Origin of the sequence: Streptococcus sp. HMSC076H09, from assembly GCF_001811765.1 — a bacterium.
Taxonomy (GTDB): domain Bacteria; phylum Bacillota; class Bacilli; order Lactobacillales; family Streptococcaceae; genus Streptococcus; species Streptococcus agalactiae.
Genome location: NZ_KV806614.1, coordinates 190,697 through 210,124, shown reverse-complemented (window position 1 = coordinate 210,124; position 19,428 = coordinate 190,697). Strand labels below are relative to the sequence as shown.

19 protein-coding genes are annotated in these 19,428 nt (G+C 36.4%); all 19 read left to right on the top strand.

Going from position 1 to position 19,428, the window contains the following annotated elements:
* Positions 1 to 7 precede the first annotated feature (7 nt).
* The gene (gene glgB, locus HMPREF2818_RS08055) at positions 8 to 1,876 is read left to right on the top strand and encodes a 1,4-alpha-glucan branching protein GlgB (protein ID WP_000066071.1); all 1,869 of its coding nucleotides are present in this window, start codon (positions 8 to 10) and stop codon (positions 1,874 to 1,876) included.
* Between the two features lie 41 nt (positions 1,877 to 1,917).
* Positions 1,918 to 3,057, top strand: coding sequence for a glucose-1-phosphate adenylyltransferase (locus HMPREF2818_RS08050; RefSeq protein WP_000787295.1), 1,140 nt, complete (start codon positions 1,918 to 1,920; stop codon positions 3,055 to 3,057).
* Positions 3,047 to 4,180, top strand: a complete 1,134-nt coding sequence (gene glgD, locus HMPREF2818_RS08045; protein ID WP_000687079.1) for a glucose-1-phosphate adenylyltransferase subunit GlgD — start codon at positions 3,047 to 3,049, stop codon at positions 4,178 to 4,180. The genes HMPREF2818_RS08050 and glgD overlap by 11 nt, the downstream gene beginning before the upstream one ends.
* The gene (gene glgA, locus HMPREF2818_RS08040) at positions 4,177 to 5,607 is read left to right on the top strand and encodes a glycogen synthase GlgA (RefSeq protein WP_000699871.1); all 1,431 of its coding nucleotides are present in this window, start codon (positions 4,177 to 4,179) and stop codon (positions 5,605 to 5,607) included. Before glgD ends, glgA begins: the two co-directional genes overlap by 4 nt.
* Before the next feature lie 331 nt (positions 5,608 to 5,938).
* Positions 5,939 to 6,139, top strand: coding sequence for a F0F1 ATP synthase subunit C (locus HMPREF2818_RS08035; RefSeq protein ID WP_001046538.1), 201 nt, complete (start codon positions 5,939 to 5,941; stop codon positions 6,137 to 6,139).
* Between the two features lie 32 nt (positions 6,140 to 6,171).
* On the top strand, positions 6,172 to 6,888 hold the full coding sequence (atpB, locus tag HMPREF2818_RS08030) for a F0F1 ATP synthase subunit A (RefSeq protein ID WP_000446423.1): 717 nt from the start codon (positions 6,172 to 6,174) through the stop codon (positions 6,886 to 6,888).
* Between the two features lie 17 nt (positions 6,889 to 6,905).
* On the top strand, positions 6,906 to 7,403 hold the full coding sequence (gene atpF, locus HMPREF2818_RS08025) for a F0F1 ATP synthase subunit B (protein WP_000025478.1): 498 nt from the start codon (positions 6,906 to 6,908) through the stop codon (positions 7,401 to 7,403).
* Positions 7,403 to 7,939, top strand: a complete 537-nt coding sequence (locus HMPREF2818_RS08020; protein WP_001036760.1) for a F0F1 ATP synthase subunit delta — start codon at positions 7,403 to 7,405, stop codon at positions 7,937 to 7,939. The genes atpF and HMPREF2818_RS08020 overlap by 1 nt, the downstream gene beginning before the upstream one ends.
* A 15-nt stretch (positions 7,940 to 7,954) precedes the next feature.
* Positions 7,955 to 9,460: a F0F1 ATP synthase subunit alpha gene (atpA, locus tag HMPREF2818_RS08015; protein WP_000996613.1), complete on the top strand. Its 1,506-nt coding sequence runs from the start codon at positions 7,955 to 7,957 to the stop codon at positions 9,458 to 9,460.
* A 15-nt stretch (positions 9,461 to 9,475) separates the two neighbouring features.
* Positions 9,476 to 10,357, top strand: coding sequence for a F0F1 ATP synthase subunit gamma (locus HMPREF2818_RS08010; protein WP_000919082.1), 882 nt, complete (start codon positions 9,476 to 9,478; stop codon positions 10,355 to 10,357).
* A gap of 73 nt (positions 10,358 to 10,430) precedes the next feature.
* On the top strand, positions 10,431 to 11,837 hold the full coding sequence (gene atpD, locus HMPREF2818_RS08005; protein ID WP_000094375.1) for a F0F1 ATP synthase subunit beta: 1,407 nt from the start codon (positions 10,431 to 10,433) through the stop codon (positions 11,835 to 11,837).
* A 12-nt stretch (positions 11,838 to 11,849) separates the two neighbouring features.
* Positions 11,850 to 12,263, top strand: a complete 414-nt coding sequence (locus tag HMPREF2818_RS08000) for a F0F1 ATP synthase subunit epsilon (protein WP_000068053.1) — start codon at positions 11,850 to 11,852, stop codon at positions 12,261 to 12,263.
* 64 nt (positions 12,264 to 12,327) lie between these two features.
* The gene (locus HMPREF2818_RS07995) at positions 12,328 to 12,558 is read left to right on the top strand and encodes a DUF1146 family protein (protein WP_000602601.1); all 231 of its coding nucleotides are present in this window, start codon (positions 12,328 to 12,330) and stop codon (positions 12,556 to 12,558) included.
* Positions 12,559 to 12,620: 62 nt separating this feature from the next.
* Positions 12,621 to 13,892: a UDP-N-acetylglucosamine 1-carboxyvinyltransferase gene (murA, locus tag HMPREF2818_RS07990; RefSeq protein WP_000357884.1), complete on the top strand. Its 1,272-nt coding sequence runs from the start codon at positions 12,621 to 12,623 to the stop codon at positions 13,890 to 13,892.
* A gap of 1 nt (position 13,893) precedes the next feature.
* Positions 13,894 to 14,085: a DNA-directed RNA polymerase subunit beta gene (locus tag HMPREF2818_RS07985; protein WP_000168511.1), complete on the top strand. Its 192-nt coding sequence runs from the start codon at positions 13,894 to 13,896 to the stop codon at positions 14,083 to 14,085.
* Positions 14,086 to 14,159: 74 nt separating this feature from the next.
* Positions 14,160 to 15,017: a DNA/RNA non-specific endonuclease gene (locus tag HMPREF2818_RS07980; RefSeq protein WP_000163019.1), complete on the top strand. Its 858-nt coding sequence runs from the start codon at positions 14,160 to 14,162 to the stop codon at positions 15,015 to 15,017.
* 290 nt (positions 15,018 to 15,307) lie between these two features.
* Positions 15,308 to 16,348 (top strand): phenylalanine--tRNA ligase subunit alpha, encoded by a 1,041-nt coding sequence (gene pheS, locus HMPREF2818_RS07975; protein ID WP_000365658.1) that lies wholly within the window; start codon positions 15,308 to 15,310, stop codon positions 16,346 to 16,348.
* Between the two features lie 82 nt (positions 16,349 to 16,430).
* A complete protein-coding gene (locus tag HMPREF2818_RS07970; RefSeq protein ID WP_000078403.1) occupies positions 16,431 to 16,952 on the top strand; it encodes a GNAT family N-acetyltransferase in 522 nt (173 codons plus the stop codon).
* Positions 16,953 to 17,005: 53 nt separating this feature from the next.
* Complete coding sequence (gene pheT / locus HMPREF2818_RS07965) at positions 17,006 to 19,411, top strand: phenylalanine--tRNA ligase subunit beta (protein ID WP_000961585.1); 2,406 nt, start codon at positions 17,006 to 17,008, stop codon at positions 19,409 to 19,411.
* Positions 19,412 to 19,428: the final 17 nt, after the last annotated feature.

Below are 19,428 nucleotides of genomic sequence, written 5' to 3'. Positions count from 1 at the left end.
TGAGTAGATGTCCAATAAAGATGAGTTATATACTTTTGGAATAGGTGAAAATTTTCATCTCCAGAATTATTTAGGCGTACATAGCGAAAATGAAAGCTTTTGTTTCAGAGTTTGGGCTCCTAATGCTGAAAATGTTCAAGTTATTGGAGATTTTACAGATTGGCGAAATCGTCCTCTCCAAATGAACAAAAATCAAGCAGGAGTTTGGGAAGCTAATAGTTTGGATGCGCGCGAAGGTGATTTATATAAATATTTGGTTACTCGTAAAGGTGGTCAAGTAGTTGAGAAAATCGATCCTATGGCAGTTTATATGGAAAGACGTCCTGGAACTGCAAGTGTTATTAAAGTGCTTAGAAATAAAAAGTGGGAAGATGGCCTTTGGATGGGAAGGCGCAAACGTCTGGGGTTTCAGAAGCGTCCAATTAATATTTACGAAGTTCATGCTGGTTCATGGAAAAAAGATGATTTTGGACATCCTATGACTTTTTCTCAGTTAAAAGACTACTTAATCCCCTACCTTGTTGAGATGAATTATACTCATGTTGAATTTATGCCCTTAATGGCACATCCGCTTGATATGAGTTGGGGATATCAATTAATGGGGTATTTTGCTTTTGAACATACCTATGGTACTCCAGAAGAATTTCAAGACTTTGTAGAAGCATGTCATAAAAATAATATAGGAGTTCTTGTAGATTGGGTTCCAGGACACTTTATTCAGAATGATGATGCTTTAGCCTATTTCGATGGAACTGCTACTTATGAGTATCAAAATCATGATCGTGCGCATAACTATCGATGGGGAGCTCTGAACTTTGATTTAGGAAAAAATCAAGTACAATCCTTTTTGATTTCGAGTGCCTTATTCTGGATTGAACATTATCATATTGATGGTATTCGTGTTGATGCGGTTAGTAATATGTTATATCTCGATTATGATGAAGGACCATGGGAAGCTAACCAATTTGGGGATAATCGTAATTTGGAAGGGTATTACTTTTTAAGGAAACTTAACAAAGTAATTAAAGAGCGTCATCCTAATGTTATGATGATTGCTGAAGAGTCAACAGCTTCTACCCCAATAACTAAAGACTTAGAGTCTGGAGGATTGGGTTTTGACTTTAAATGGAATATGGGCTGGATGAATGATATCCTACGTTTTTATGAAGAAGATCCTCTCTATAGGCAATATGATTTTAATTTAGTGACTTTTAGTTTTATGTATATATTCAATGAGAACTTTGTACTAGCTTTTTCACATGATGAAGTAGTACATGGTAAAAAGAGTATGATGCATAAAATGTGGGGTGACCGTTATAATCAATTTGCTGGTTTACGTAACTTATATGCATATCAAATGTGTCATCCTGGAAAAAAACTTCTCTTTATGGGAAGTGAGTTCGGTCAATTTTTAGAATGGAAATATAATGATCAACTAGAATGGGAAAACTTAAATGATGATATGAACCAAAAGATGCAACGCTATACTAAACAATTGAATCAATTTTATAAAGATCATAAGTGCCTATGGCGTATTGATGATTCCTTTGATGGGATAGAAATTATTGATGCAGATAATAAATCTGAAACTGTTTTATCTTTTATACGAAAAGATGATAAAGGGGATTTGTTACTTTGTGTCTTTAATATGACTCCTGTAGAACGCCCTAACTTTACTATTGGTGTTCCACAAGCGGGTATTTATGAAGAAGTTTTAAATACTGAAATGGAAGAGTTTGGAGGTGTCTGGAAAAACCACAATCCTGTAACGAAAACACAAGTGGCTACATGGAAAGATTATGATCATACTTTAAGTTTTACATTACCAGCCCTTGGGGCAAGTGTTTGGAGAATAAAACGTCGGCTTCGTAAATAAGTCTGCAATTTAGTAACCTCATTTTGAAAGGAAAGAATAATATGAAAAATGAAATGTTAGCACTCATTCTCGCCGGAGGACAAGGCACTCGACTCGGAAAATTGACTCAAAGCATTGCGAAACCCGATGTTCAATTTGGAGGTCGTTACCGTATTATTGACTTTGCGCTTTCAAATTGTGCGAATTCAGGTATTAATAATGTTGGGGTTATTACTCAGTATCAACCGCTGGAACTCAATACTCATATTGGAAACGGATCTAGCTGGGGACTAGATGGTATCGATTCGGGAGTAACTGTATTACAACCATATTCTGCAACAGAAGGTAATCGTTGGTTCCAAGGTACCAGCCACGCTATCTATCAAAATATTGACTACATTGATCGTATTAATCCAGAATATGTGCTCATTCTCTCTGGGGACCACATCTATAAAATGGACTATGATGACATGCTACAGACACATAAAGATAATTTAGCAAGCCTAACAGTCGCTGTTTTAGATGTTCCTTTAAAAGAAGCAAGCCGTTTTGGAATTATGAATACTGATTCAAACGACCGTATTGTCGAATTTGAAGAAAAACCTGAACATCCTAAGTCAACAAAAGCTTCAATGGGAATATACATTTTTGACTGGAAGAGATTACGGACAGTTTTAATTGATGGTGAAAAGAACGGCATAGACATGTCAGACTTTGGTAAAAATGTTATACCAGCATACCTTGAATCGGGTGAACGTGTTTATACCTATAATTTTGATGGGTATTGGAAAGATGTTGGTACTATTGAATCCCTTTGGGAAGCTAATATGGAATATATTGGAGAAGATAACAAATTACATAGTCGTGATCGTTCATGGAAAATCTATTCTAAAAATTTGATTGCACCACCTAATTTCATGACAGAAGATGCAAATGTTAAAGATTCTTTAGTTGTAGATGGATGCTTTGTTGCAGGGAATGTTGAGCACTCCATTTTGTCAACTAATGTCCAGGTAAAACCAAATGCTATTATTAAAGACTCCTTTGTTATGAGTGGCGCGACTATCGGTGAAGGTGCAAAGATAAATCGAGCTATTATCGGTGAGGATGCTGTTATTGGTGATGGTGTTGTGATTGATGGAAGTAAAGAAGTAGAAGTTATTGGTTATAAAGAAGTAGTGGGGGTTCCAAATGAAGATTGATAAATATACTGCGATTTTAGGAAATACTGTTAGTTACCCAGATATGCACAGTTTGACGGATAATCGTCCGCTTGCTTCTCTACCTTTTGATGGTAAGTATCGTTTAATTGATTTTCAATTATCCTCTTTAGCTAATGCAGGCGTTAGAAGTATTTATGGTATTTTTCGTGGGAATAATGTTCGCTCTGTTTTTGACCATATTAGAAGTGGTCGTGAGTGGGGCTTAGGTACATTGTTGAGTCACTATTCTTTAGGATTTTATGATACAGACGATGATATTCGTACAGTCAATGGGGATTATTACGATCAAATTTTAACTTACTTGAGGCGTTCGGGTAGCGACCAGACGATATATATGAGTTGTGATATGCTTTGTAATATTGACTTAAGTCAAGTAATCCACTTGCATAATGCAAATGGTACGCAAGCCACCGTGGTTTATAAAAAAATGCCGAGATCAGCTATTGCAGAGGCTAATCAAGTCTTGACCATTGATGAATCTGATCATGTAGTGAGTCTAGGTAAAGCTGTAGATAATGACGATAACCAAAAAATGTCTGCTGAGATTTATGTTATCAACACACCTTGGTTAATCGAAAAAATGGAAGAGGAAGCTCAAAATAATGAACCACGTAAACTCCGCTTCTTACTTCGTGATTTAATTGTTGAAAGTAATGCTTTGGCTTTTGAATACACTGGTTATTTGTCAAACATTTCTTCTATTAAATCCTATTATGATGCTAACATGGACATGTTAACACCAAATAAATTTTATTCGCTCTTCTTTTCAAACCAAAAAGTTTATACTAAGGTGAAAAATGAGGAAGCTACTTATTTTGATAAACAATCAAATGTCTCTAATTCGCAACTAGCTTCTGGAAGTATTATTAAAGGTTATTTAGACCATTCTATCGTTTCTAGAAATTGTCTCCTTGAAAATGGGACTCGAGTAGTCAATAGTATTATCTTTCCAAAAGTAAAAATCGGGGAAGGGGCAACCATTGAAAATACTATTATTGACAAATGCGTTAAGGTTGCACCCGGAGTTACATTGAAAGGTAGTTTAGATAAACCGTTAGTGATTCCTAAATTTTCAGAGATTAATGAGGATATTATACAATGAAAATAATGTTTGTTGCGGCAGAGGGTGCTCCCTTTGCTAAAACAGGTGGTTTGGGAGATGTGATTGGCGCACTCCCAAAATCACTTAGTAAAAAAGGTCATGATGTCGTTGTTGTCATGCCATATTATGATATGGTAGACCAAAAATTTGGAGACCAAATAGAAAACCTCATGTATTTCTATACAGATGTTGGCTGGCGTCATCAATATGTAGGAGTTAAGAGACTTTCTCAAGATAATGTTACGTTCTACTTTATTGATAATCAATATTATTTTTATAGAGGTCATGTCTATGGTGATTGGGATGATGGGGAGCGTTTTGCTTATTTCCAATTAGCTGCTTTAGAGTTGATGGAGAAAATCAATTTTATTCCCGATGTCTTACACGTCCATGATTATCATACAGCAATGATTCCTTTCTTATTGAAAGAGAAGTACCACTGGATTCAGGCCTATAATAATATAAGAACAGTTTTTACTATTCACAATATTGAATTTCAAGGGCAGTTTGGTCCAGAAATGTTAGGAGATTTATTTGGAGTTGGCGCTGAGAGATATGAAGATGGAACTCTTAGATGGAATAATTGTCTTAATTGGATGAAAGCAGCAATTCTTTACTCAGATAGAGTGACAACGGTATCACCAAGCTACGCAAATGAAATAAAAACTCCAGAATTTGGTAAAGGTTTAGACCAAATTATGCGTATGGAAGCAGGCAAATTATCTGGAATTGTAAATGGTATTGACAGCGATTTGTTAAATCCAGAAACAGATGCTTTTTTGCCATATCATTTTTCAAAAAGCAACTTAGAGGGCAAAATTAAAAATAAGTTGGCTTTACAGGAAAATTTGGGCTTACCTCAAGATAAAAATGTACCATTAATTGGTATTGTTTCACGACTTACCGATCAAAAAGGATTTGATATTATTGCTTCTGAATTGGACAATATGCTTCAACAAGATATTCAAATGGTTATTTTAGGAACAGGCTATCACCATTTTGAAGAAACGTTCTCTTATTTTGCTAGTCGTTACCCTGAAAAACTATCTGCTAATATTACTTTTGACTTAAGATTAGCGCAACAGATTTATGCGGCTTCAGATATCTTCATGATGCCAAGTGCTTTTGAACCTTGTGGTCTCTCGCAGATGATGGCTATGAGATATGGTAGCTTGCCCTTGGTACATGAAGTTGGAGGATTAAAAGATACTGTGGTAGCCTTCAATCAATTTGATGGTAGTGGTACAGGTTTTTCATTTAATCATTTTTCAGGCTATTGGTTAATGCAAACTCTAAAACTAGCATTAGAAGTTTATAATGATTATCCTGAAGCGTGGAAAAAGTTACAATGGCAAGCTATGTCAAAAGATTTTTCATGGGATACAGCATGTGTTGCTTACGAACAACTGTATCAGCAACTACAATAATCACCTTATTTTAGTGATTAGTTGATAAGCTTATCGAATCTCTATGCTAAACGTTTCTTATGTAAAACCACTTTAGTATAGAGATTTTATTATCCTATAAGGTAAAATATTATTAATGTAAAGAGACACTATATCAAAAATAAAGTGTTGTCATATCTTAATAAGGGATTAAATTAAAGCTAAAAAAACTAAAAATTGTTATTTGAAAAGGATTGTGTAAACCATCTCAAACTATTTCATGAAAACGTAATCAAATGAGGAAATTCATTGACATGCACAAGAAATAGGAATAAAATAACGGAGTAAATATTTTTTAAAGGAGAATTCTATTATGAATTTAGCTATTTTAGCACTTGGTTTCGCCGTGATGGGTGTTTCAATCGGTGAAGGAATTTTGGTTGCAAATATTGCCAAATCAGCGGCTCGTCAGCCTGAAATGTTTAGCAAACTGCAAACATTGATGTTTACAGGTGTGGCCTTCATTGAAGGTACCTTCTTCGTTCTATTTGCGTTTACATTCTTAGTAAGATAGACGACAATTTAGAAAAAAAGGAGGGATGAGGATTGGAATCTACAAGTAATCCAACCGTATCTTTTTTAGGCATTGATTTTGATTTAACCATCCTAGCTATGTCTCTCTTGACAATTACTATTATCTTTATCTTAGTCTTCTGGGCTAGTCGTAAGATGACAATAAAACCAAAAGGTAAGCAGAATGTCTTAGAATATGTCTATGAGCTTGTTAATAATACAATCTCACAAAATTTAGGACATTATACTAAAAATTATAGTTTATTGATGTTTATTTTATTCAGTTTTGTCTTCGTTGCTAACAACTTAGGATTGATGACATCATTGAAAACACATGAGCATAATTTTTGGACATCTCCGACCGCTAATTTTGGTGTAGATATTACATTATCATTATTAGTAGCATTTATTTGTCATATTGAAGGTATTCGCAAAAAAGGAATTGGTGGTTATCTCAAAGGTTTCTTATCACCAACTCCAGCAATGCTTCCGATGAATTTATTGGAAGAAGTTACTAATGTTGCTTCATTAGCATTGCGTCTTTTTGGTAATATCTTTTCTGGTGAAGTTGTCACTGGATTACTTTTACAACTTGCAGTTTTATCACCATTTACAGGTCCACTAGCTTTTGCATTGAATATCGTTTGGACAGCATTCTCAATGTTTATTGGTTTCATCCAAGCGTATGTGTTCATTATCTTGAGCTCAAGTTATATTGGACACAAAGTTCATGGTGACGAAGAAGAATAAGAAAAGAGAGGAGAAATATGTCAATACTTATTAATAGTACAACGATTGGTGATATCATTATCGTATCTGGCTCTGTGCTTCTCTTATTTATCTTAATTAAGACTTTTGCATGGAAACAAATCACAGGTATTTTTGAAGCCCGTGAACAAAAGATAGCTAATGATATTGATACTGCTGAACAGGCACGTCAACAAGCTGAAGCTTTTGCAACTAAGCGTGAGGAAGAACTATCTAACGCTAAAACTGAAGCTAATCAAATCATTGATAACGCTAAAGAGACAGGTCTTGCAAAAGGTGATCAAATTATTTCAGAAGCAAAAACTGAAGCTGATCGATTAAAAGAAAAAGCACATCAAGATATTGCCCAAAATAAGGCAGAAGCACTAGCAGATGTTAAGGGTGAAGTAGCAGATTTAACAGTTTTATTAGCTGAAAAAATTATGGTATCAAATCTTGATAAAGAAGCTCAGAGTAATCTCATTGATAGCTATATTAAAAAGCTAGGAGATGCCTAATGAATAAAAAGACGCAGGCTCTAATTGAGCAATATTCAAAAAGCCTTGTTGAAGTTGCCATTGAACATAAAATTGTTGAAAAAATCCAACAAGAAGTAGCAGCTTTAATTGATATTTTTGAAACAAGCGAGCTTGAGGGTGTCCTGTCAAGTCTTGCCGTTTCACATGATGAAAAACAACATTTTGTGAAGACATTGCAAACATCATGTTCAACTTATCTTGTTAATTTCCTTGAGGTTATTGTACAAAATGAACGTGAAGCACTTCTATATCCTATTTTGAAATCAGTTGATCAGGAACTTATCAAAGTGAATGGTCAATATCCAATTCAAATTACAACTGCAGTTGCTTTGTCTCCAGAACAAAAAGAACGTCTTTTTGATATTGCTAAAACTAAATTAGCTTTACCAAATGGACAGTTAGTTGAGCACATTGACCCATCTATTGTTGGTGGATTTGTTGTCAATGCAAACAATAAAGTAATTGATGCAAGTGTTCGTAATCAATTACATCAATTTAAAATGAAATTAAAATAGAAAGTGGTGTGACTTTTGGCAATTAATGCACAAGAAATTAGCGCTTTAATTAAAAAGCAAATTGAAGACTTCCAGCCAAATTTTGACGTCACAGAAACTGGTATTGTTACATATATCGGTGATGGTATTGCTCGTGCTCGTGGGCTAGATAATGCTATGAGTGGAGAACTTCTTGAATTTTCAAATGGTGCGTACGGTATGGCTCAAAACCTTGAGTCTAATGACGTGGGTATCATTATTTTGGGTGATTTCTCAGAAATTCGTGAAGGTGATGTGGTAAAACGTACTGGTAAAATTATGGAAGTACCAGTAGGGGAAGCTATGATTGGACGTGTCGTCAATCCGCTTGGTCAACCAGTTGATGGACTAGGTGAAATTGAGACGACAGCAACACGCCCAGTTGAAACACCAGCACCTGGTGTTATGCAACGTAAATCAGTTTTTGAGCCTCTTCAAACAGGTCTCAAAGCGATTGATGCTTTGGTTCCTATCGGACGTGGTCAACGCGAATTGATTATCGGTGACCGCCAAACTGGTAAGACGTCTGTAGCGATTGATGCAATCTTGAATCAAAAAGGTCAAGATATGATCTGTATCTATGTGGCTATCGGTCAAAAAGAGTCTACAGTACGTACACAAGTTGAAACTTTGCGTAAATACGGTGCCCTTGATTATACAATCGTTGTGACAGCTTCAGCATCACAACCATCTCCATTACTTTTCATTGCTCCATATGCAGGAGTAGCAATGGCTGAGGAATTCATGTATAACGGGAAACACGTTTTGATTGTTTATGATGATTTATCAAAACAAGCCGTAGCTTATCGTGAACTTTCGCTTCTTCTTCGCCGTCCTCCAGGTCGCGAAGCTTACCCAGGGGATGTTTTCTACCTTCATAGTCGTCTTTTGGAACGTTCAGCTAAAGTATCAGATGCTTTAGGTGGAGGTTCGATTACAGCGCTTCCGTTCATTGAAACACAAGCAGGTGATATCTCAGCATATATTGCTACAAACGTTATTTCAATTACTGACGGCCAAATTTTCTTGCAAGAAAATCTCTTTAACTCAGGTATTCGTCCAGCGATTGATGCAGGTTCATCAGTATCTCGTGTTGGTGGTGCAGCGCAAATTAAAGCGATGAAGAGAGTTGCAGGTACGCTTCGTCTAGATCTTGCTTCTTATCGCGAACTTGAGGCATTCACTCAATTTGGTTCAGACCTTGATGCAGCAACACAAGCAAAACTAAATCGTGGTCGTCGCACAGTGGAAGTGTTAAAACAACCATTACACAAACCATTACCAGTTGAGAAACAAGTTGTGATTTTATATGCTCTAACACATGGATTCCTTGATGATGTACCTGTAAATGATATTTTAGCTTTTGAAGAAGCTTTGTATGATTACTTTGATGCTCATTATGATAATCTCTTCGAAACAATCCGCACAACAAAAGATTTACCAGAAGAAGCAGAATTAGATGCTGCTATTCAAGCATTTAAAGATCAATCACAATTTAAATAATAGGAGGGTTCTAATATGGCAGGCTCTCTTAGTGAAATTAAAGACAAGATTCTCTCTACAGAAAAAACAAGTAAGATTACTAGTGCGATGCAGATGGTCTCATCTGCCAAGTTGGTTAAATCTGAACAAGCTGCTAGAGATTTTCAAGTGTATGCCTCTAAAATTCGTCAAATTACTACTAACCTCTTGAAGTCAGACTTAGTATCTGGATCAGATAACCCTATGTTAGCTTCACGTCCGGTGAAGAAAACAGGTTATATTGTTATTACTTCTGATAAGGGTTTAGTTGGTGGTTACAATTCAAAAATCTTAAAAGCGATGATGGACACTATAACTGACTATCATACTGAGAATGATGATTATGCCATTATTTCAATTGGTAGCGTTGGTTCTGATTTTTTCAAAGCACGTGGAATGAATGTTTCTTTCGAATTACGTGGTTTAGAGGACCAACCAAGTTTTGATCAAGTTGGTAAAATTATTGCTCAAGCAGTTGAAATGTACAAAAATGAGTTGTTCGATGAATTATATGTTTGCTACAATCACCATGTTAACAGTTTAACTAGCCAAGTCAGAATGCAACAAATGCTTCCTATCAAAGAATTGGATGCAGACGAGGCTTCTGAGGATAGAGTGATTACTGGTTTTGAACTTGAGCCAAACCGTGAAGTTATATTGGAGCAATTATTGCCTCAATATACTGAGAGTTTGATTTATGGAGCTATTATTGATGCTAAAACAGCAGAGCATGCGGCTGGTATGACAGCTATGCAGACTGCAACTGATAATGCTAAAAATGTTATCAATGATTTAACTATTCAATATAACCGTGCTCGTCAAGCAGCTATCACACAGGAAATTACAGAAATTGTTGCAGGTGCTAATGCACTTGAATAATTAATTAGTCTATAGAAAAAATAGTGAACAAAGGTATTTTAAATCCTTTGTATCATATGATAAGGAGAAATACATGAGCTCAGGCAAAATTGCTCAGGTAGTTGGACCTGTCGTTGACGTTGTATTTGCAAGTGGCGACAAACTTCCTGAGATTAATAATGCATTGATTGTCTATAAAAATGGCGATAAGTCACAAAAAGTAGTACTTGAAGTTGCTCTTGAACTTGGTGACGGCCTCGTTCGTACAATCGCTATGGAATCAACTGATGGGCTTACACGTGGTTTGGAAGTATTAGATACTGGTCGCGCAATTAGTGTGCCGGTTGGTAAGGATACTTTGGGTCGTGTCTTCAACGTTCTTGGAGATGCTATTGACCTTGAAGAGCCTTTTGCAGAAGATGCAGAACGTCAACCAATCCATAAAAAAGCACCATCGTTTGATGAATTATCAACATCATCAGAAATCTTAGAAACAGGTATTAAAGTTATTGACTTATTAGCACCTTACTTAAAAGGTGGTAAAGTTGGACTTTTCGGTGGTGCAGGTGTTGGTAAAACCGTTCTTATTCAAGAATTAATCCACAACATCGCCCAAGAACATGGTGGTATTTCAGTATTTACTGGTGTAGGAGAACGTACTCGTGAAGGGAATGACCTTTATTGGGAAATGAAAGAATCTGGCGTTATTGAAAAAACGGCTATGGTCTTTGGTCAAATGAATGAACCACCAGGAGCACGTATGCGTGTGGCACTTACTGGTCTTACAATAGCTGAGTACTTCCGTGATGTAGAAGGACAAGATGTGCTTCTCTTCATTGATAATATCTTCCGTTTCACACAAGCTGGGTCAGAAGTGTCAGCGCTTTTAGGTCGTATGCCTTCAGCCGTTGGTTATCAACCAACACTTGCTACAGAAATGGGACAATTACAAGAGCGTATCACTTCAACTAAAAAAGGTTCTGTTACCTCAATCCAAGCTATTTATGTGCCAGCAGATGACTATACTGACCCTGCGCCAGCTACAGCCTTTGCTCACTTAGATTCAACAACTAACCTTGAACGTAAATTGACACAAATGGGGATTTATCCAGCCGTTGACCCATTAGCTTCAAGTTCTCGTGCACTCACACCAGAAATTGTTGGAGATGAGCACTATGAAGTTGCAACAGAAGTACAGCGTGTTCTTCAACGTTACCGTGAGTTGCAAGATATCATTGCGATTTTAGGTATGGATGAATTATCAGATGAGGAAAAAACGTTAGTTGGACGTGCACGTCGTATCCAATTCTTCCTTTCTCAAAACTTCAATGTTGCAGAAACATTTACTGGTCAACCAGGTTCATATGTTCCGGTTGAAGAAACTGTTCGCGGATTCAAAGAAATCTTAGATGGTAAACATGATCAAATTCCAGAAGATGCCTTCCGTATGGTTGGTGGTATTGAGGATGTTATCGCAAAAGCAGAAAAAATGAACTATTAATGAGGTGATGCTATGGCACAATTGACTGTTCAAGTAGTAACACCAGATGGTATTAGATATGACCATCACGCTAGTCTCATTACTGTTAGAACGCCAGATGGTGAAATGGGAATTTTACCAGGTCACATAAATTTGATTGCTCCCCTTATTGTTCATCAGATGAAGATTAATCGTTCTCATCAAGAAGGTGTAGACTGGGTAGCTGTTAATGGTGGTATAATTGAAGTTAATGAGGATCAGGTGACAATTGTTGCGGATTCAGCAGAACGAGCACGTGATATAGACCTTAACCGTGCAGAACGGGCTAAGGAACGCGCAGAGCGTGCATTAGAAAAAGCTCAAACAACTCAGAATATTGATGAGATGCGTAGAGCTGAGGTTGCTCTTCGTCGCGCAATTAACCGTATTAGCGTCGGTAAAAAGTAGAAAAATGGTCTAATTAGTTTTGTGACTAATTAGGCTTTTTTAGTGTATAATAGAAGGCATGAATATGATATTAAATATAGTAACTATAGTTAGTAATTTTATTTTTATTGCCCTTTTTTATCAACTTTTTGTAGATTTATTTGACTGGTCTAAAATGATTAAAATGTCCCCTCAAAACATCTCAAAATTAAAAGTTTTTATTTTGTTGATAAGTATAGTTGGTGGCTATGTGGTTAGTCATTTTTTATTGGAAGTGATTCAGTTGTGTCAATCAATCTTTTGGGCTCTCCAATAAAGGAAATATTAGCTGAACTATGATATAATCAACTTACTATTGTTATAAGAATGGAGATTCAAATGGATAAAATTATTGTGGAAGGTGGGCAAACACGGCTTCAAGGTCAAGTTGTTATTGAAGGAGCTAAAAATGCAGTTTTACCTCTTTTAGCAGCCACAATTTTACCAAGCCAAGGGAAAACATTATTGACCAATGTTCCTATCTTGTCTGATGTATTTACAATGAACAATGTTGTTCGTGGTTTAGATATTCAAGTTGATTTTAATTGCGATAAAAAAGAAATCTTAGTGGATGCCTCAGGTGATATTTTAGATGTTGCACCTTATAAATTTGTTAGTCAAATGAGAGCTTCTATTGTTGTTTTGGGACCTATTTTAGCTAGAAATGGCCATGCTAAGGTTTCAATGCCAGGCGGTTGTACAATTGGTAGCCGACCAATTGACCTTCATCTTAAAGGTTTAGAAGCTATGGGAGCTACGATTACACAAAATGGTGGTGATATTACTGCCCAAGCTGAAAAGCTTAAGGGGGCTAATATATACATGGATTTTCCCTCAGTCGGTGCCACTCAAAACTTGATGATGGCTGCTACACTTGCTTCAGGCACAACAACGATAGAGAATGCTGCACGTGAACCAGAAATTGTAGACCTTGCGCAGTTACTAAATAAAATGGGAGCTAAAGTCAAGGGTGCTGGTACGGAAACATTAACGATCATTGGTGTTGATGCTTTACATGGTACAGAACATGATGTTGTCCAAGATCGTATTGAAGCTGGAACCTTTATGGTGGCAGCTGCTATGACTTCTGGAAATGTTCTAGTAAAGGATGCTATTTGGGAACATAACCGTCCTTTAATCTCTAAATTGATGGAGATGGGTGTTGAAGTGTCAGAGGAAGAAGATGGTATTCGTGTAAAAGCTGATACTAAAAAATTGAAGCCAGTGACTGTGAAAACACTCCCTCATCCAGGATTTCCTACTGATATGCAAGCTCAATTTACAGCTCTAATGGCAGTAGTTAATGGCGAATCAACTATGATTGAGACAGTTTTTGAAAATCGTTTTCAACATTTGGAAGAAATGCGTCGCATGGGATTACAAACGGAAATTTTACGAGATACTGCAATGATTCATGGTGGGAGAGCTTTACAAGGTGCACCGGTCATGTCTACTGACTTACGAGCTAGTGCAGCTTTAATCTTGGCAGGAATGGTTGCGCAAGGGCAAACAGTAGTTGGCCAATTAACCCATTTAGACCGTGGTTATTATCAATTCCATGAAAAATTAGCGGCTCTTGGTGCTAATATTAAACGTGTAAGTGAGGCGTAATATGGCATCTAGTGGTTGGAAATATGTATTAAAACAAATCGGTCTAATAGTATTAGTCATACTATTAGCCTTGCTGTTTTTAGCGGTTGGATTGATGTTGGGTTATAGTGTTTTTGGTGACGGAGAGCATGCTTACTCTATTTTATCGCTGGATAAATGGCAAAATATTATTGGAAAATTTTTAGGAAAATAGAAAGAGCCACTATAAGTTATTTGATGCTTATAGTGGTTTCCTTTGAGAGTTAATTTTAGCAGTAGAATAATACAATGACAAAAAAACAAAAACAAATAACAGCTTCGATTGTAACTTTGCTTTTTTCATTACTAGCAATAGGGTTAGGTGAAAGCAAATCTTTGCCTAATGATCACATTTTAAAACAGGTGACAGATTTAATTATTAGTAATGAATCTGGCAAAAATACTTCCCTTAAAAATGTATCAGGAACCCCTAGTAGAGAGTTATCTGAATCTGTTTTGACTAGCAATGTTAAAAAACAATTGGGAACAAATATAGCTTGGAACCAGTCAGGTGCTTTTATCATTAATCAAAATAAAACAGATTTGAATGCTAAAGTGTCAAGTGCACCATATGCTATTAATGAAATAAAGAAGGTTAATAACCAAATTGTTCCGACTAAAGCAAATGCCTTATTAACAAAGGCAACTCGTCAATATCGAAATCGAGAAGAAACAGGGAATGGTAGAACTTATTGGAAACCAGCTGGATGGCATCAGATAAATGGATTAAAAGGGAGCTATAACCATGCTGTGGACAGAGGCCATTTAATTGGTTATGCTTTAGTAGGGAGTTTAAGAGGATTTGATGCCTCCACAAGTAATCCTAAAAATATTGCCACACAAGCAGCTTGGGCAAACCAAGCTAATAGCAACCAATCAACAGGGCAAAATTATTATGAAACTTTAGTTCGTAAAGCATTGGATCGTCATAAAACTATTAGGTATCGTGTGACTTTAATTTATGATAGAGATAATCTTTTATCTTCGGGATCACATATTGAGGCTAAATCTTCAGATGGAAGTTTAGAATTTAACGTTTTTATTCCTAATGTACAATCGGGATTATTATTTGATTATGCAACAGGAAAAGTGAAGCAGACAAAGTAATCTTTATCTAATAGTGCTTGTTAAAGACTGAAAAATTTGATAAAATAGTCTTTAATTGAATAGAGGTCTGTGAGACTAGTAAACCAAGGGAAGCTGCTTAGGGAGTTCAGCCGTGACTGCAAGCTGAATCAGTGAAAGAGGGTGGAATTCACTCACAAATAGGACTATAATTAAGGTCTGATTGGTCGATCAGATAGAAAACGGATGGTACCGCGTGTCAACGCTCCGATTAAGGAGTAGTGGCACGCTTTTTTTGTTTTCAAAGCTACTTATTTTGACTTGGAGGAAAGATGGATTTACAAAAACAATTAGAAGAGTTGAAAATATCAACTCAAGAAAAGCTTAAAGAAATGACTGGGAACCACACTAAAGAATTACAAGACTTACGTGTACAAGTTTTAGGAAAAAAAGGTTCTCTAACAGAATTACTAAAAGGTCTGAAAGATTTATCTAATGATTTACGACCAGTTGTTGGAAAACAAGTCAATGAAGTACGTGATATTTTAACAAAAGCGTTTGAGGAACAAGCTAAAGTAGTGGAAGCTGCGAAGATTCAAGCACAGTTAGAGTCTGAGAGTGTTGACGTTACCTTGCCTGGTCGTCAAATGACATTAGGTCACCGTCATGTCTTAACACAAACTAGTGAAGAGATTGAAGATATCTTTTTAGGTATGGGATTCCAAGTGGTTGGTGGTTTTGAAGTTGAGAAAGACTACTATAATTTTGAACGAATGAATTTACCCAAAGATCATCCAGCCCGTGATATGCAAGATACTTTTTATATTACAGAAGAAATCTTGCTACGTACTCATACTTCGCCTGTTCAAGCACGAACAATGGACCAACATGATTTTTCTAAAGGGCCTTTAAAAATGATTTCTCCTGGACGTGTTTTCCGTCGTGATACTGATGATGCTACTCATAGCCATCAATTCCATCAAATTGAAGGCTTAGTTGTTGGAGAAAATATTTCAATGGGCGATCTCAAAGGAACACTTCAACTGATTTCTCAAAAAATGTTTGGAGCAGAGCGTAAAATCCGACTTCGTCCTTCATATTTCCCATTCACAGAACCTTCAGTTGAAGTTGATGTCTCTTGCTTCAAGTGCGGAGGTAAAGGATGTAATGTCTGCAAACAGACAGGTTGGATTGAGATATTGGGTGCTGGTATGGTTCACCCAAGTGTTTTGGAAATGTCTGGTATTGATTCTGAGAAATACTCCGGTTTTGCCTTTGGTTTAGGTCAAGAACGTATTGCAATGTTACGCTACGGTATCAATGACATTCGTGGCTTCTATCAAGGTGATGTTCGCTTCACAGATCAATTTTAAGATTTTAGATAGCAAGTAGTATCATTGGTGTGATGATAAATTTATGTTAACGCTATTACCTTACTCAATAGGAGGTTTTCTAATGTCTCAAATTACTTTTAAAAAGGTTGGCCTTGATAATGTGAATATTTTACAGAATCTTGCTATAGAAACCTTTCGGCAGACGTTTTCTCATGATAATAGTGAGGAACAACTTCAAGCATTTTTCAATGAGTCTTACACTTTACCAGTATTAAAATCGGAAATTACCCATGCTGAATCTGATACTTATTTTGTTTATCTTGATACAGATTTAGTGGGTTATTTAAAAGTAAACTGGGGAAGTCAGCAAACTGAAAAAGATCTTGATAAAGCATTTGAAATTCAAAGGATTTATCTTCTAGATGCCTACCAAGGGAAAGGTATAGGTAAGGCTACTTTCGAATTCGCTTTGGATTTAGCTTATAAATCAGGCTTAGATTGGGCTTGGTTAGGTGTTTGGGAGTTTAATCATAAAGCTCAGGCATTTTACGCTAAATACGGATTTGAAAAATTTTCTGAGCACCAATTTTCAGTAGGTGATAAAGTGGATACGGATTGGTTATTAAGAAAAAGTTTACACTAAAAACTACAAAGCACTTGTATAAAAATAAAAGAAAATAAATAGAGAGAAATTACATGTTAGTATCGTATAAATGGTTAAAAGAGTTAGTGGATGTTGATGTTACAACAGCAGAACTAGCTGAGAAAATGTCAACCACTGGTATTGAGGTTGAAGGTGTGGAGACACCAGCGGAAGGTTTATCAAAATTAGTTGTAGGTCATATTGTTTCGTGTGAAGATGTTCCAGATACCCACTTACATTTGTGTCAAGTTGATACAGGGGATGATGAACTTCGTCAAGTTGTCTGTGGTGCTCCAAATGTCAAGACTGGTATTAATGTTATCGTAGCGGTTCCTGGTGCTCGTATTGCAGATAACTATAAGATTAAAAAAGGTAAAATCCGTGGTATGGAGTCACTTGGAATGATTTGTTCACTTCAAGAGTTGGGCTTATCGGAAAGTATCATTCCAAAAGAGTTTTCTGATGGTATCCAAATTTTACCTGAGGGAGCTATACCTGGTGATAGTATTTTCTCTTATCTTGACTTAGATGATGAAATTATTGAATTATCAATTACACCAAACCGTGCAGATGCTCTTTCAATGCGTGGTGTTGCCCATGAGGTAGCAGCAATTTATGGGAAAAAAGTTCATTTTGAAGAAAAAAATCTCATTGAAGAAGCAGAAAGAGCAGCTGATAAGATTTCTGTTGTCATTGAATCAGATAAAGTTTTATCTTACTCGGCTCGTATTGTTAAGAATGTAACAGTTGCACCAAGTCCACAATGGCTTCAAAATAAACTGATGAATGCTGGTATACGTCCAATTAATAATGTTGTTGATGTGACAAACTATGTTCTTTTGACTTATGGTCAACCAATGCATGCTTTTGATTTTGATAAATTTGATGGGACAACTATAGTAGCACGTAATGCTGAGAATGGGGAAAAGTTAATTACTCTTGATGGTGAAGAGCGTGACTTAATAGCTGATGACTTGGTCATTGCGGTAAATGATCAACCAGTTGCTTTGGCAGGCGTTATGGGAGGACAATCAACTGAAATTGGTAGTTCTTCTAAGACAGTGGTCCTTGAAGCGGCAGTATTTAATGGAACAAGTATCCGCAAAACAAGTGGAAGACTCAACCTTCGTTCAGAATCATCTTCTCGCTTTGAAAAAGGTATCAATTATGATACAGTTTCAGAGGCTATGGATTTTGCGGCTGCAATGTTACAAGAATTGGCAGGTGGTCAAGTTCTTTCTGGTCAAGTTACAGAAGGAGTTCTTCCAACTGAGCCGGTAGAGGTATCAACGACTCTTGGTTACGTTAATACTCGTTTGGGAACAGAACTTACCTATACTGATATTGAAGAAGTATTTGAAAAACTCGGCTTTGCTATTTCTGGTTCAGAAGTGAAATTTACTGTGTTGGTACCGCGTCGTAGATGGGATATTGCCATTCAAGCTGACTTAGTTGAAGAGATTGCCCGTATTTATGGTTACGAAAAATTACCAACAACATTGCCAGAAGCCGGAGCGACTGCAGGAGAATTAACGAGTATGCAACGCTTACGTCGTAGAGTCCGTACGGTTGCTGAAGGAGCAGGATTATCTGAAATTATCACCTATGCTTTAACAACTCCAGAAAAAGCAGTGCAGTTCTCAACTCAAGCAACTAATATAACTGAACTTATGTGGCCGATGACTGTTGATCGCTCAGCACTTCGCCAAAATGTTGTTTCAGGAATGCTTGATACAATTGCTTATAACGTTGCTCGCAAAAACAGTAACCTTGCAGTTTATGAGATAGGAAAAGTTTTTGAACAAACTGGTAATCCAAAAGAAGATTTACCAACTGAAGTAGAGACGTTTACTTTTGCCTTAACAGGTCTAGTAGAGGAAAAAGATTTCCAAACAAAAGCCAAGCCAGTTGATTTCTTCTACGCCAAAGGTATTGTAGAGGCGCTCTTTATTAAATTAAAATTAGATGTTACTTTTGTAGCACAAAAAGGTTTAGCAAGTATGCACCCAGGTCGTACAGCAACTATCTTATTAGATGGGAAAGAGATTGGTTTTGTTGGTCAAGTACACCCACAAACTGCAAAACAATATGATATTCCTGAAACTTATGTTGCTGAAATCAATCTATCAACTATTGAAAGTCAAATGAACCAAGCGTTGATTTTTGAAGATATTACGAAGTATCCGTCTGTATCTCGCGATATTGCATTATTACTTGCAGAATCTGTTAGTCATCATGATATTGTGTCAGCAATTGAGACATCAGGGGTAAAACGTCTAACAGCGATTAAACTGTTTGATGTCTACGCTGGAAATAATATTGCAGAAGGGTATAAATCAATGGCTTATAGCTTAACTTTCCAAAACCCTAATGACAATCTAACGGACGAAGAAGTGGCTAAATATATGGAAAAAATCACTAAATCACTCGTTGAGAAAGTTAATGCAGAAATAAGATAATTTATATTTTACGTTGA

Bases quoted from the DNA above. Each gene is read 5' to 3' on its own strand.
- HMPREF2818_RS08035 (WP_001046538.1), top strand. From the start codon at position 5,939: ATGAATTTAGCTATTTTAGCACTTGGTTTCGCCGTGATGGGTGTTTCA.
- pheS (WP_000365658.1), top strand. From the start codon at position 15,308: ATGGATTTACAAAAACAATTAGAAGAGTTGAAAATATCAACTCAAGAA.
- HMPREF2818_RS08010 (WP_000919082.1), top strand. From the start codon at position 9,476: ATGGCAGGCTCTCTTAGTGAAATTAAAGACAAGATTCTCTCTACAGAA.
- atpF (WP_000025478.1), top strand. From the start codon at position 6,906: ATGTCAATACTTATTAATAGTACAACGATTGGTGATATCATTATCGTA.
- murA (WP_000357884.1), top strand. From the start codon at position 12,621: ATGGATAAAATTATTGTGGAAGGTGGGCAAACACGGCTTCAAGGTCAA.
- HMPREF2818_RS08020 (WP_001036760.1), top strand. From the start codon at position 7,403: ATGAATAAAAAGACGCAGGCTCTAATTGAGCAATATTCAAAAAGCCTT.
- HMPREF2818_RS07980 (WP_000163019.1), top strand. From the start codon at position 14,160: ATGACAAAAAAACAAAAACAAATAACAGCTTCGATTGTAACTTTGCTT.
- glgA (WP_000699871.1), top strand. From the start codon at position 4,177: ATGAAAATAATGTTTGTTGCGGCAGAGGGTGCTCCCTTTGCTAAAACA.
- HMPREF2818_RS07970 (WP_000078403.1), top strand. From the start codon at position 16,431: ATGTCTCAAATTACTTTTAAAAAGGTTGGCCTTGATAATGTGAATATT.
- HMPREF2818_RS08000 (WP_000068053.1), top strand. From the start codon at position 11,850: ATGGCACAATTGACTGTTCAAGTAGTAACACCAGATGGTATTAGATAT.
- glgD (WP_000687079.1), top strand. From the start codon at position 3,047: ATGAAGATTGATAAATATACTGCGATTTTAGGAAATACTGTTAGTTAC.
- HMPREF2818_RS07985 (WP_000168511.1), top strand. From the start codon at position 13,894: ATGGCATCTAGTGGTTGGAAATATGTATTAAAACAAATCGGTCTAATA.
- HMPREF2818_RS07995 (WP_000602601.1), top strand. From the start codon at position 12,328: ATGATATTAAATATAGTAACTATAGTTAGTAATTTTATTTTTATTGCC.
- pheT (WP_000961585.1), top strand. From the start codon at position 17,006: ATGTTAGTATCGTATAAATGGTTAAAAGAGTTAGTGGATGTTGATGTT.
- HMPREF2818_RS08050 (WP_000787295.1), top strand. From the start codon at position 1,918: ATGAAAAATGAAATGTTAGCACTCATTCTCGCCGGAGGACAAGGCACT.
- atpD (WP_000094375.1), top strand. From the start codon at position 10,431: ATGAGCTCAGGCAAAATTGCTCAGGTAGTTGGACCTGTCGTTGACGTT.
- glgB (WP_000066071.1), top strand. From the start codon at position 8: ATGTCCAATAAAGATGAGTTATATACTTTTGGAATAGGTGAAAATTTT.